At 64.3% G+C, this 11,763-nt stretch carries 12 protein-coding genes; 4 read left to right on the top strand and 8 right to left on the bottom strand.

The genetic code is table 11. The annotated features are described in order from the left end of the window. On the bottom strand, window positions 1–1,814 hold a 1,814-nt coding region (locus tag ABIB78_RS32070; protein ID WP_429031994.1), incomplete at its 3' end, for a DUF5801 repeats-in-toxin domain-containing protein. Between the two features lie 85 nt (window positions 1,815–1,899). Between ABIB78_RS32070 and ABIB78_RS32065 the strand changes: the two genes are divergently transcribed. Then, the gene (locus ABIB78_RS32065) at window positions 1,900–2,496 is read left to right on the top strand and encodes a hypothetical protein (RefSeq protein WP_429031992.1); all 597 of its coding nucleotides are present in this window, start codon (window positions 1,900–1,902) and stop codon (window positions 2,494–2,496) included. 145 nt (window positions 2,497–2,641) lie between these two features. On the opposite strand, the gene ABIB78_RS32060 is transcribed toward ABIB78_RS32065, so the two are convergent. Together ABIB78_RS32060 and ABIB78_RS32055 are read right to left on the bottom strand one after the other, a co-directional pair. Then, window positions 2,642–3,232, bottom strand: coding sequence for a DUF3617 domain-containing protein (locus ABIB78_RS32060; RefSeq protein ID WP_429031989.1), 591 nt, complete (start codon window positions 3,230–3,232; stop codon window positions 2,642–2,644). Window positions 3,233–3,480: 248 nt separating this feature from the next. Continuing rightward, window positions 3,481–4,041, bottom strand: coding sequence for a hypothetical protein (locus tag ABIB78_RS32055; RefSeq protein ID WP_429031987.1), 561 nt, complete (start codon window positions 4,039–4,041; stop codon window positions 3,481–3,483). A 325-nt stretch (window positions 4,042–4,366) separates the two neighbouring features. On the opposite strand from ABIB78_RS32055, the gene ABIB78_RS32050 reads away from it, so the two are divergent. Further along, a complete protein-coding gene (locus ABIB78_RS32050) occupies window positions 4,367–4,750 on the top strand; it encodes a hypothetical protein (RefSeq protein ID WP_429031984.1) in 384 nt (127 codons plus the stop codon). 63 nt (window positions 4,751–4,813) lie between these two features. Here ABIB78_RS32050 and ABIB78_RS32045 read toward each other — a convergent pair whose 3' ends face one another. The 5 genes from ABIB78_RS32045 to ABIB78_RS32025 all read right to left on the bottom strand — a co-directional run bounded on the left by ABIB78_RS32045 (window position 4,814) and on the right by ABIB78_RS32025 (window position 9,606). Next, window positions 4,814–5,074 (bottom strand): hypothetical protein, encoded by a 261-nt coding sequence (locus ABIB78_RS32045; protein WP_429031981.1) that lies wholly within the window; start codon window positions 5,072–5,074, stop codon window positions 4,814–4,816. 94 nt (window positions 5,075–5,168) lie between these two features. Continuing rightward, the gene (locus ABIB78_RS32040; protein ID WP_429031979.1) at window positions 5,169–5,939 is read right to left on the bottom strand and encodes an SDR family NAD(P)-dependent oxidoreductase; all 771 of its coding nucleotides are present in this window, start codon (window positions 5,937–5,939) and stop codon (window positions 5,169–5,171) included. Beyond that, window positions 5,940–6,737, bottom strand: a complete 798-nt coding sequence (locus ABIB78_RS32035; RefSeq protein WP_429031976.1) for an SDR family oxidoreductase — start codon at window positions 6,735–6,737, stop codon at window positions 5,940–5,942. It lies immediately after the preceding gene. Further along, entirely contained in the window at window positions 6,737–8,125 is a 1,389-nt protein-coding gene (locus tag ABIB78_RS32030; RefSeq protein ID WP_429031974.1) for a transaminase, read from the bottom strand. Before ABIB78_RS32030 ends, ABIB78_RS32035 begins: the two co-directional genes overlap by 1 nt. Further along, the gene (locus tag ABIB78_RS32025) at window positions 8,122–9,606 is read right to left on the bottom strand and encodes an aldehyde dehydrogenase (protein ID WP_429031971.1); all 1,485 of its coding nucleotides are present in this window, start codon (window positions 9,604–9,606) and stop codon (window positions 8,122–8,124) included. The genes ABIB78_RS32030 and ABIB78_RS32025 overlap by 4 nt, the downstream gene beginning before the upstream one ends. 223 nt (window positions 9,607–9,829) lie before the next feature. On the opposite strand from ABIB78_RS32025, the gene ABIB78_RS32020 reads away from it, so the two are divergent. Together ABIB78_RS32020 and ABIB78_RS32015 are read left to right on the top strand one after the other, a co-directional pair. Further along, window positions 9,830–11,092, top strand: a complete 1,263-nt coding sequence (locus ABIB78_RS32020; protein ID WP_429031968.1) for a Tm-1-like ATP-binding domain-containing protein — start codon at window positions 9,830–9,832, stop codon at window positions 11,090–11,092. After that, complete coding sequence (locus tag ABIB78_RS32015) at window positions 11,089–11,754, top strand: HAD-IA family hydrolase (RefSeq protein WP_429031965.1); 666 nt, start codon at window positions 11,089–11,091, stop codon at window positions 11,752–11,754. The genes ABIB78_RS32020 and ABIB78_RS32015 overlap by 4 nt, the downstream gene beginning before the upstream one ends. Window positions 11,755–11,763: the final 9 nt, after the last annotated feature.

Raw genomic sequence — 11,763 nt, 5'->3', positions numbered from 1 at the left:
CCGATGGTGAACGCACCGGAGAAGTCCTCGGTCGCGATCGTCGCCGACGCATTGGTGTCGTGGATATCCTGGGTGCCGGTGAAGTTGCCGCCGGCAAGCCCGCCGTCGAACGTCAGCAATTCTCCCGTCTTCGACCCCGACACCGTCACCGTTGGGGTCTGCGGGCCGTCATCGCCGAACCGGATGTTGCCACCCAGATCCAGCAGCGCCGAGATCGTTGGGGACGAATCACCATCGCGGTCAGTGGTGACCGCGCTTGCCTTCAAGTCGATCAGGTTCGCAGCGAGCTGCTGGATGTCGTTGATGTAGGAGCCGTTGTAGGTGTCGGTCTGCGAGTGATCGATCGACTCAAGCTGGGTCAGCGTCACGATGCCGGTGGTCAGGCCCACGCTCAGCGTGAACACCGTGTTGCCGGCGTTGATGCCGCCTGCCGTGGCCGAGGTCGAACCGGTGATCACACCGCCGACATCGTACAGGAAGATCGCGCTGCCCGCATGGGTCAGCCCGCTCGCGGTGCCGTCAGTCACGCCGGCGTGGAAGCCCAGCGTGTAGTCGATCGTGGTCGCGCCGCCGTCGGCACCGGCAACGCTCAGATCGCCGAAGGTGAACGCCCCGGCGAAGCTCACCGACGCAACCGTCGGCGACGGGTTGGTGTCCCCGGCCGTCTGGACGCCGACGAAGTTGCCGCCGGCCAGGCCGCCGTCAAAGGTCAGCGCGACCGGCTCAACTCCGGATACGGTCACCGTCGGGCTGACCGGGCCATCGTCCAGGATCGTCAGATGCGAACCGACATCGGCGGTCGCGGTTGCGGACTGGCCGAAATTGTCCGTCACCGTCGCGGTCAGCGTGACCAGGCCGGACGCCAGCGTGATGCCTTCATTGAAGTCGCCGGGCGTTGCCTCATGAACGGCGCGCAGATCCGTCAGCGTCACATGGCCCGTGGCATCGACCGCGACCGTGAAGACGAGATCGCCACCGATGGCCGTGCGTCCTTCCACGACGCCGGCCGCATTGACCGTCAGCAGCACGTGCTGACCGGTCGCCGAATCGATCAGACCGGAGTCCTCGTTCGGTGAAGTGACGGACAGCGCATAGGTCAGCGATTGCAGGCCGCCCGGCGCATTGACGTTAAACGACACCTGAACGGACGCGACCGTTGTTCCTGCCGGCCCAAGACCCGAACCGGCAACACCATGGTTGGTCGCAGCGGTCAGGAAGCTCTCGTCGACGATCAGCGACGGTACGAGCCCGCCGGAAATGGTGGGAGCAGGAGTGGATTGCGTGAGGACAAAGCCGGTCGGCTGCTCGCCGGGCTGCGAAGGTGGTATCTCTTCCTGCGGCGCCAATGGATTTGTGGGCACAGGATCCAGCGGATCAACCGCGAACGGACTGAAGTTCGCACCGCTCGCCTGCGCATTGCCGTTCGAGTTGCCGCCATTGTCGGCCGCCGGCAAGACGGAGCCGTCCGTGCTGATCGGAAACAGACTTGCGAACTCCTGGACCGAGACGTCGCGACCGGGCGCCATCTCGATCGTGACGTTGCTCTGCCCATCCGCACGGGAGTCGAAGAACGGCTCAACCGTGACGGTCGACTGGTTGTCGAACAGGATGATCAGCTTTTCGCCGATGTGAACCAGCGTGATCTTTTCATTGGCGATCGACGAAAAGTCGACCTTCGCCTTCTGGTCATATCCAAGATTGACGACCACCGCCTGATCGGTCAGCGGCTTCGTCAGCTTGTAAATTCGTACTGGAGCCGAATTGGTGGAATTGCCGGTGCCGGTAGCCTGAGCGACCTGAAACGATCCCTGCATTATCAACTCCGCAAAATGCGATTAGAGGAAAACTTGTAGAAAAATTTAGTTTTAGGCTATTGTTAACCCTCCCCCCGGTCAAGAAATGTATTTGGTTAATCAATGCTTTCCCTGCGAGTGTGGTAAAGATCGAACACGTCGCAGCTGCAAGAACAACGGCTTAGCCGGTTCGGCTTGGCCGAAAGGCTATATTGGCCGCCTGGCCCAGTTCGTCCTTGTCGGCAATTTGGAGTGGTCGATGCGGGTGATTCTTCAGGCGTGTGCCGCGGCCCTGATTTGCGGCTTTGTCAGCGCGGCGTCCGCGCAATCAGAGGCCGCAAAGCCGGTCCCATCCGAGACCACGGTCGAACGTCAGGTTCGCGCCCAGGCCAACCGGGACACCCAAATCGGCATTTATCTCAACGTACTACCCGACTGCACGTCGGGACCGTTGCCGACCATCCGTCTGGTCAGTCCACCGGCCGCCGGAAAGGTTGTGGTGAAGTCGGCGAAGGCCAAGGCGACCAATTACAAGGCCTGCCTGGCGCTCGAGGTGCCCGCCTATGTCGCTTTCTACAAGGCGCCGCCCGAATTTCTCGGCGACGATACTCTCACCATCGAGGTCAAGTATCAGGGTGGCCGCACCGAAATTCAGAAGATCACTGTCAAGGTCAGCGGGCCAGGCGGTCAGCAAAAGATCTGATGTCGCGACCGGCGATCTTGAAGGCCCGCCGTTCTAGCTAGCTTGTTGTCAAAGCATGATCTTTTCGGAAAACCGCTTCGCACTTTTCCGGATCATGCTCTAGCAAGAGCATCGGCATCCAGTCGCCCCGGGCCTGAGCACCGCCTTAGAGCGGCTCGCCGTCTGCCGACTCCTGCTCCACTTCGTGCGAGACCTCGCTCGGTGCTGCGGCCGGCTGGCCAAGCGAAGCCCTGTCCTCGTGGCAATCGCTGATCCGGCGCGCGACCACCCGGTCCATCCTCGGCGCCCGGCCGTGGACTTCGTTGACCTCGGTATAGGCCTCGTCGCTCAGAACCGTGATCACGGTGCTGACCGGCCCCAGATAGTCGCATCTGTTGGAGAAGACGTATTTGTTACTGACCTTCTCCGGCCTTGAAGAATGGCAATTTCCAATGGATGGGGATGAGAACGTCGCCTTCATGGCCTGGGTCGGGTCGACACACCGCGTCATCTCGCGCTCGAGCAGCTTTTGCCGCCCGTTCGAGGGCGACACTAGCTCCAGCGTCCGCACGAATCGCCACATGCCTTTCCGGAAGGTCGGCCCGCTGAAGTTCTCCTGCGCCGCGGCGCATTGAGGGGCAAGCACCGACCCGGCGAGCGCGATCACAGCGCCAAGCGCGCATGTAAAGACCTTCGACCGCACGCAGCCTTCACGCGAAGTCATTTGCTGAATCCTTGTCGGCCGCACGATGCACATCGCGTGACTTCACTTGAACCACGCCCAACCTCACGTCATTCCAGAACACTTCGCGTTAAGGTCGAGTAAATGCTCGCCCTTTTTGGCTAGGTTCTCCGCGGCCAAATGCTTGCGCCGGCGCGAGGCAACATCAAGGCGGGACGCGGAAAACCTTCTCCGGAAGAATACAGTCTGGGCCCGTCGCCAATCAGGCGTTGCCCCGACCCCTGATGAGCCCGATGCCGGCAAGCTGCCCTGGCTGATCGCGGCTAGTGCTGCAACCGCGCCGCGGCGGATTTTTCGGAGTTAGCCCCAGCGCCATCATCGCAGTCGCCAATCCTCGTCGCGACGACTGTGTCGGTCCTGGGATGCTCACCCGTGCTGACCTCGTTCAACTCGGTATAGGCCTCGTCGCTGCGCACGGTAATGACGGTGCTGACCGCGCCCATATAATCGCATCGGTGCCCGAAGGTGTATTGATTGCCGACCTTTTCAGGCTTGTCCGAGACGCAGCTTCCGACCGGTTCTGTCGAAAAGGTAGCCTTCATGGCGTAGGTTGGGTCGACGCAGCGCGTGGTCTCCGCGTTGACCACCCGGTACTTGAAATTCTTGTTCGCACTCCTGACGACGTCGAGCGTTCGTATGAAGCGCCACAAGCCCTTGCGAAAACTGGGGCCAGAGAACGATTGAACGTCCTGGGCGGGCCGTACCGCCGCGTCCCGGCCGCTCGCCGGTTGAGGAGACGGCGCCTGCGCATGAGCCGTCGGCGCCGACGCAGGGACAATCATCAACGTCAGTAGCGAACCTGCAATGGCACCACGGAAGTTCATTCCCACCCCCGATGTTCGTCCGAAAGCCGTTCGCGATGCGATCCGGTCAGGCGCTTGAAGCAGTCCCACGAAACGACTCAAGCACCCCTCACCACTTGCAGGCCAATTGTGGCCAGTAAAGGCAGGTTGTCGCAGCTGGACAGCCTTTAGCTCAATTCCGCTCCACTGCAGCAAACTTGCAACACTTGACGCTCACCCCCAAGGCTTCGGGCTTAATCCGCTCCACACCGGGTGGCGAGGTTTGACCTTGGAGGTTTTTTTTGCTCATTTAGCGCGAGATATTTTTCCTCAATGACTTAGCCTATCGCTGGACGAGGGGGCACTGATGCGTATTCGATTTTGCTACACGGTTGCGAGCGTAATGGCGTTGGGCGCGACGCTATTTGGTAATTCCACGCCGGCGGCGGCCGCGGACCTCGGCCTGATCACCAAAGGTCCGGCTTCGGTCGGCAGCTGCAGCGAGATCGTCTTCACCTGCGAGAACGGCCGTCAGTATCCACTGTGCCCGCGTGCCGTATCGGTCGAGGGCGAAGTGGTCACGGCCTCACTGCTCACCAGCCATCGCGGCGGCGTGCATGTGCGGCTCGTTCCGATGGGGGTCGGATATCGCTATGCCGGCCGCGGCATCTGGCTGGACGGCTTCCGGGAAAACGCGCTGCTCAACTTCGGCAAGCACCACCAGGTGGCGTGCACCATCGCGCACTCATGAGGGCGCGCTCCGCGCCGAATCGATTGGCGTGACGCGGAGCACTCCAAGTCGCGGATCCGCTCCTCACCCCTTGGTGCGGAGCACGACGCGCGACGATCGCGAGAACATATAAGCCTTTGGATAGACGTAAACCGGGCAGCGGTCCTGCCACTGATACAGCTGCCAATTCCATTTCCAGCAGCCCGATTCGATCTGAGGCTCCTGCACATAGTCCAGCCGGTACGGTGGATCGCCGAACGGATAGTCGCCGCATCGCGCCGCGGTCGACGACAGGACGACGATTGAAGCAGCCGCAGCAATGATGACAGAAAATGACTTTTGCATAACGCCCTCGATCGAATGACGTGACAGTGCGAGAGTGCCAAATCCGCAGGCCCTTATCAAGGTGGCGCCGGCACCACGACGAGCGCCGACCTCCCTAGACGGCGCGATTTTGCGTCGGCGAGCGGCCGCCGCCGTCGGCGACAAGTACCGCGCCCGTCACGAAGGATGCCTCGCCGGAGGCCAGGAACAGGCAGCACGCCGCGATCTCGGCAGGCTTGGCCATCCGTCCCAGGGCGATTCGTCGTTCGACGCCGCGAAACTCGGCATCGGGCGTGGTGCCGTTCTGGTCCGCCAGCAGCTGCATTTCATAGCTGCTCATCGGCGTCCGCACCCAACCAGGTGCGACAGCGTTGGCGCGGATGCCGTCGGCGCCATGCGCGTAGGCCAGCGAGCGCGTGTAGGCAACGACCGCCGCCTTGCTGGCGGCGTAGCTTGCGCTATCCGGGCTGGCGTTGAACGCGGCAACGGAGGCGACGTTCACGATCGCTCCTCCGCGCTGCCGGAGCAGCGGCAGGGATGCGCGACAGATGCGCATTGTCCCGGTGAGGTTGACATCGAGTGTCCTGGCCCAGACCTCGTCGGAGATGCTGGCGGGCTGATCCGGCACGATCAGGCCGGCGGCATTGACGACAATATCGAGCCACGCGCCGCAGGCGGTGACGGCCTTGGCAACGTCGTCCGGACGGGTGACGTCACCATGGACCGCCTGCCCTCCGCACTCTGCCGCGGCGGCCTGAAGCTCGGCGTCACCGAGGCCGAACAGCACGACGCGCGCGCCGCTCAACGCCAGCAGTGTTGCCGTGGCCCGGCCGATCCCGGTGGCTGCGCCGGTCACCAGCGCCGTCTTTCCCTCCAGCCGCGGCATCTAGAGCCCCCACTGCCGTTCGACGGCAAGTCCGGTCTCCGGCAGCGTCGAGCCTCCGTCGACGACGATGGTTTGCCCGGTGACATATCTGGCCTCGGTCGAGGCGAGATAGAGCATCGCACAGGCGATGTCATCGGCGCTGCCCATGTGCCCCATCGGAATGAAGCGCTCGAGCTTCGCCTTGTTCTCCGGCGCGCTCATGGTGCCGCGGCCCGGCTTCTCGATGAAGCCGGCCTCGACGCCGTTGACCGTGATGCCGTCGCGCGCCAGTTCGAACGCGGCACCGCGGATGAACGCGTTCACGCCGGCTTTCGCCGCCGAGTAATGCGCGCCGCCGCCCATCGCGACGCGCGCGGAGACCGAGGATGTCACGAGGATGCGCCCGAAGTGGATAGCGCGCATGTGGGGAATGGCGGCCTGCGCGAGCCAGATGCCGGCGTTCAGATTCAGCGCCAGCGTATCGTTCAGCTTCGCTTCATCAAGCTCTTCAAGCGAGGCCCACGGACAACCGCCGGCATTGTGCACGACGATATCGAGCCGGCCGTACTCCACCGCGACGCGGTCAACCATCGCGCGCAAGCTGGCTCGATCGAGCCTGTCAAAGGGTACGCAATGCGCAGCCCATCCATCGGCCGTCAGTTCGCGTGCCAGCGCCTCGGCCACATCAGGCGCCCGGTTGGCAATCACCAATGTCGCGCCGGCCTGCGCAAGCCGTCTCACGATGGCCGCGCCGATACCCCGGCCGCCACCGGTGACGATGGCGACCCGGCCGTCGAGATTGAACGGCAGCCCCTGCATCAGATTGCTCCTGCTCCTCGCAGCAAATCGATGAACTGCGCGAACACCGCGGTGTGCCTGTCCACGTCCCGCGCCGACGTCGCCGGACACATCAGCAGCATGGTGTGGAATGGCGTGACCAGAATGCCCTCGTTCATGTAGAACGCGTGCAGCAAGGTCTCGAGATCGGGTTGCCGGCCGGCAATGACATCGGCACCGCTGCGCGGCGGCCGCGGCATGAACATGATCTCGGCGCGCGCGCCGATCTGCGTGACGTGCCAGGGCAGACCGGCCGCCTCGATCAACGTGCGGCTTTCCTGCGCGAGCCGGGTCGCCGTTCCAATCATCCGCTCGTAGTTCGCTGATGTCAGCACCTTCTCGAGCACTGCGCGCATGGTCGCGACCGTCAGCGCGTTTCCGGCGAGCGTGCCGCCGAATCCGAGATGCGCGGACTGCCGCTCGCGCGGGTTGACGTGGGGGACGAGTTTCCAGAGCCGCTCAGCGATGTCCTGACTGAGGCCGAACACTCCGGCGGGGATGCCGCCCGCGATCGCCTTGCCTGCGACGAAAATGTCGGGCTCGAGCCCGTGGCTCTCCGTGTAACCGCCCGGTCCGCAGGATAGCGTGTGGGTCTCGTCGATGATGAGGACGGTGCCGGCGCGACGGGTCAGGTCGCGCAGCGCCTGGTGGAACCCCGGATCGACCGGGATCATGCCGAAATTCGTCATCAGCGGCTCGGTCAGCACGCAGGCGACGTCGCCATGTGCAAGCGCCGCCTCCAATGCAGCGACATCGTTGAACTCGACGACCCGGCTCACACTGTCATGATCGATGCCGTTGGGATGGATCATGTTGCGGAGGCCGACCCGACCGTCGCGGATCTCGACATGCGCCTCCTCGACGCCACCATGGTAGCAGCCGGAAAACACCAGCACCTTGCGCCGACCGGTGATCATGCGCGAGATGCGGATCGCGGCGCGGTTGGCATCGGTCGCCGATGTCGTCAGCGTCCAGTATTTCGGACCGAAGCGGCGCGACAGCTCGGCGCCGACCCAGAGACTGTCTTCCGTCGGCAACATCATGGTCGCGCCGCGCTTAAGCTGATGCAGCGCGGCCTCCGTCACCGCCTCGGGCGCGTGCCCGCACATGCCGCCGGTATCGCCGAGGCAGAAATCGACATAGTCGCGTCCGTCGATGTCCCTGATATGTGCGCCACGCGCCTCCTCGACATAGACCGGGAAGCCGCCGGACCAGCGCCGCATCCAGTGCGACGGGCCGCCATAAAGGTAGTGCTGCCTGCCTTCCTGCCACGCCGCCGCCGATCGCGGATGCAGGTGCCGAAAACGCTCTTGCTCGGCATCGAGCAATCGGTTCAGAACGCCTGCACGTTCGGCAGTTGCTGATGTCATAGCGCGATCCAGACGGTCTTGAGGTCGGTATAGGCGTCGAGTGCGTGGAGCGACTTGTCACGTCCGAAGCCGGATTGCTTGAAGCCGCCGAGCGGCACCGTGATGTCGGCGCCGCCATAGGCATTGACGTGCACGACGCCGGCCCTGATGGCGCGCACCATGCGATGCGCCGTCGATAGACTTCCGGTCCACACCGCCGACGCAAGCCCATAGGGCGTCGCATTGGCGAGCGCTGTGGCATCTTCTTCGCTGTCGAACCGCGTGACTGATAGCACCGGGCCGAATACCTCCTCGCGCCAAATCTCCATCGACGGCGTCACGTCGGCGAGGATCGCGGGCGCCATGAAGTTGCCGCCGCTCTCGGCACGGATCTGCTCGCCGCCAATCAGCCGCTTCGCGCCCTGCTGCTCCGCGCGGGCAACGGCGTCCAGGTTCTTGCGCAACTGCACTTTGCTCGAAATGGCACCGATATCCGAGGTCAGTTCGAGAGGATCACCGACCCGCAGCCTTGCGGTGGCGTCGAGCAGCTCATCCATGAAGCGATCATAGATCTCGGATTGCACAAGCAGCCGCGAGCCGGCAACGCAGACCTGGCCCGAGTTCCGGAAGATGGCGTTTGCCGAGACTTTGGCCGCATGCTTGATGTCGGGCACATCGGCGAACACAATATTCGGCGACTTGCCGCCAAGCTCGAGATGGACGCGCTTCAGGTTCGACCGCGCCGAGCATTCGAGCAGGCGGCGGCCGACCGCGCCCGAGCCGGTGAACGCGAGCACGTCGACATCCATGTGCAGCGCGAGCGCTTCGCCGGCCGATGCGCCGCGGCCGGTGACGACGTTGGGCACGCCGTCCGGCAAACCCGCCTCCGTCGCAAGCTCGGCAAGCCGCAGCAGCGTCAGCGATGCAAGCTCCGGCGGCTTGACCACGACCGAATTGCCGGCAGCGAGCGCAGGGCCGATCTTCCACGCTCCGATCATCATCGGAAAATTCCAGGGCACGATCACGCCGACGACGCCGAGCGGCTCGCGATGCACGAGCCCGAGCACGTCGCCGCCTGTCGGCGCGATCTCGCCATACACCTTGTCGATCGCCTCGGCGTAGTAGCGGATAGTGCCGGCCGCCGACAGCGGCTCGGCCTTGTAGGCCATGCTGATCTCGGTGCCGTTGTCGCGCACACCGAGCACCGCGATCTCGAGCGCGTGCCGCTCGATGAGGTCGGCGAACCGCAGCAGCACTTTCTTGCGCTGCACCGGCGCGGCGCGCGACCAGCTGCCCTGCTCGAAGACCTGCTTCGCCTGTTGCACCGCGAGGTCGACATCGGCCGCGTTGCCGTCAGCGATGCTCGTCAGCAGCTGGCCGTCGATCGGCGATACGACATCGAGCCGTGCCTCGCTGACCGCCTGCGCCGGCCGGCCACCGACGAAAAGTTGTTGGGCCGGAATTGCGGCCGATCGTAACGGATCGATCTGGGCTTGCTGCATGCGAGATCATGATGACGAGGACAAAAGCGGCCCCCGACCGGGACCGCTGGCATGGCGCAATCCTCGCCAAATCAAGGCTTTGGCAGCAATCAACCGATAGGTGGATGTCACCGCGGCCAGCGCCCTCATAGCGTGATCGCACGATGGCCGAACGCCTTGCACGCTCGGTGCAAAACCAGTCGCCCACCCTCATTCACGCCTGCCGGCGAGCACTGACAAGGTCATGCCTGAGATTACGCAGCCCCGCATTCTCCTGATCGGAACGGGAGACACCAAGACCGACGAACTGCTGTTCATGAGCGAGTGCATCACGCGCGCCGGCGGCAGATCCATCATGATGGACATCAGCGTGCTTGGCGATCCGCCGTACCAACCCGCGCATGACAAGCACGCGGTGGCGGCCGCCGCGCACACCACGATCGCGGCGATGGCATCGAGCGGCGACGAGAACTCCGCGATGTCCCTGATGGCGGTCGGTGCCGCCAATCTGGCGCGCGAGCTCGCGCAGGGCGACGCCATCGACGGCGTGATCGCGATCGGCGGCACGATGGGAACCGACCTTGCGCTCGACGTCGCGCAGGCGCTGCCGCTCGGCCTACCGAAGCTGATCGTCTCGACCGTCGCATTCTCGCATCTGATCCCGCCGGAGCGTGTCGCCGCCGATCTGATGATGATCCTGTGGGCCGGCGGTCTCTACGGCCTCAACGGCACCTGCACGGCCGTGCTGTCGCAAGCCTGCGGCGCGATCGTCGGCGCGGCGAAGAGCGCAATCAAGCCGAGCCAGGACCGGCCGGTCGTTGCGATCACATCGCTCGGCAAGAGCTGCTTGCGCTATATGGTGGAGCTCAAGCCGCAGCTCGAGCGGCGCGGCTACGAGGTCGTCGTCTTCCACACGACAGGCATGGGCGGCCGCGCGATGGAGTCGATCGCCGCGCAGGGTGGCTTTGCCGCGGTATTGGACCTCAGCCTGCAGGAGGTCGCCAATCAGCTCACCGGCTCGGTGGTCAATTCCGGCGCTGACAGGCTGGAGAATGCCGGCAGAGCCGGCATTCCGCAGATCGTCGCCCCCGGGGCGATCGACATGGTCGACTTCCCGGCATGGCTCGGGGTTCCGAACGAGCTGTCGGATCGTCCGTTTCACGCACACAACCGGCTGCTCGCGTCGGCGACTTCGGGATCCGCCGATCGTCGCCGGATCGCAAGCGCGATTGCGCAGAAACTGGCTGGCGCCAGCGCGCCGGTCGCCTTCGTGCTGCCGGCCGGCGGCATCCAGCAATGGGACCGCGAGGGCGAAGCCTTGCACGATCCCGACGCCCTCGCCGCGTTCGTCAATGCGATGCGGTCGGCGATCCAGCCACCGGTCGAGCTGCACGAGATCAAGGACCACATCAACAGCACGACATTTAATGAAACGGTGCTCGGCATCTTCGACCGATGGGTCGCGGCCGGCATTGTCCGCCCTGGCCGCGCGACGGCTGCGGCATGACGCGGCCGCTCGCCCGGGCGCTGGTGCTCGACTTCGGTGGGGTGATTTCAAAAACCCTGTTCGAGACCCATGACCTGACCGAGCGCGCGCTCGGGCTCGCACCGTGTACGCTGAAATGGCTCGGACCATTTGCCCCCGACAGCGATCCGCTCTGGACGGCGATGCAGCGCGGCGAGATTTCGGAACGCGACTACTGGCTGACCCGCAGCCATGAGGTCGGGCGCATGGTCGGCGAAGACTGGCGCGACATGGAGACCTTCGTGAAGCGCGCGCGCGGTGCCGATCCCGACACCGTGATCCGCCCCGAGGCGGCGCGTGCGATCGCCCTCGCCGCCGACGCCGGGTTCCGGCTTGCCATCCTCTCGAACGAACTCGACCTGTTCTACGGTGCCGATTTCCGCACCCGCCTCTCCATCCTCAAGCGCTTCGACACCATCGTCGACGCAACCCATACCGGGATCCTGAAACCGGATTCCCGCGCCTATCAGAGCGTGCTGGACGAACTGGCGCTGGAGGCAGAAGATTGCGTCTTCGTCGACGACCAGCGCCGCAACATCGCAGGCGCCGAGGCGTGCAACATGCGCACGGTACTGTTTGACGTGCGCAATCCAGCCGCGTCCTACAGCGAGGCGCTGCGGCATTTCGGGCTGCAATTCGACTAAAGCGTTTTC

Origin of the sequence: Bradyrhizobium sp. I1.14.4, from assembly GCF_050435825.1 — a bacterium.
Classification (GTDB): Bacteria; Pseudomonadota; Alphaproteobacteria; order Rhizobiales; family Xanthobacteraceae; genus Bradyrhizobium.
This window is presented reverse-complemented; position numbering and strand designations above follow the sequence as displayed.

Excerpts from the sequence above, each read along its gene's own strand:
- ABIB78_RS32040 (WP_429031979.1), bottom strand. The coding sequence starts at position 5,939 with ATGCCGCGGCTGGAGGGAAAGACGGCGCTGGTGACCGGCGCAGCCACC.
- ABIB78_RS32025 (WP_429031971.1), bottom strand. The coding sequence starts at position 9,606 with ATGCAGCAAGCCCAGATCGATCCGTTACGATCGGCCGCAATTCCGGCC.
- ABIB78_RS32065 (WP_429031992.1), top strand. The coding sequence starts at position 1,900 with ATGTATTTGGTTAATCAATGCTTTCCCTGCGAGTGTGGTAAAGATCGA.
- ABIB78_RS32055 (WP_429031987.1), bottom strand. The coding sequence starts at position 4,041 with ATGAACTTCCGTGGTGCCATTGCAGGTTCGCTACTGACGTTGATGATT.
- ABIB78_RS32045 (WP_429031981.1), bottom strand. The coding sequence starts at position 5,074 with ATGCAAAAGTCATTTTCTGTCATCATTGCTGCGGCTGCTTCAATCGTC.
- ABIB78_RS32050 (WP_429031984.1), top strand. The coding sequence starts at position 4,367 with ATGCGTATTCGATTTTGCTACACGGTTGCGAGCGTAATGGCGTTGGGC.
- ABIB78_RS32020 (WP_429031968.1), top strand. The coding sequence starts at position 9,830 with ATGCCTGAGATTACGCAGCCCCGCATTCTCCTGATCGGAACGGGAGAC.
- ABIB78_RS32030 (WP_429031974.1), bottom strand. The coding sequence starts at position 8,125 with ATGACATCAGCAACTGCCGAACGTGCAGGCGTTCTGAACCGATTGCTC.
- ABIB78_RS32060 (WP_429031989.1), bottom strand. The coding sequence starts at position 3,232 with ATGTGCATCGTGCGGCCGACAAGGATTCAGCAAATGACTTCGCGTGAA.
- ABIB78_RS32035 (WP_429031976.1), bottom strand. The coding sequence starts at position 6,737 with ATGCAGGGGCTGCCGTTCAATCTCGACGGCCGGGTCGCCATCGTCACC.
- ABIB78_RS32015 (WP_429031965.1), top strand. The coding sequence starts at position 11,089 with ATGACGCGGCCGCTCGCCCGGGCGCTGGTGCTCGACTTCGGTGGGGTG.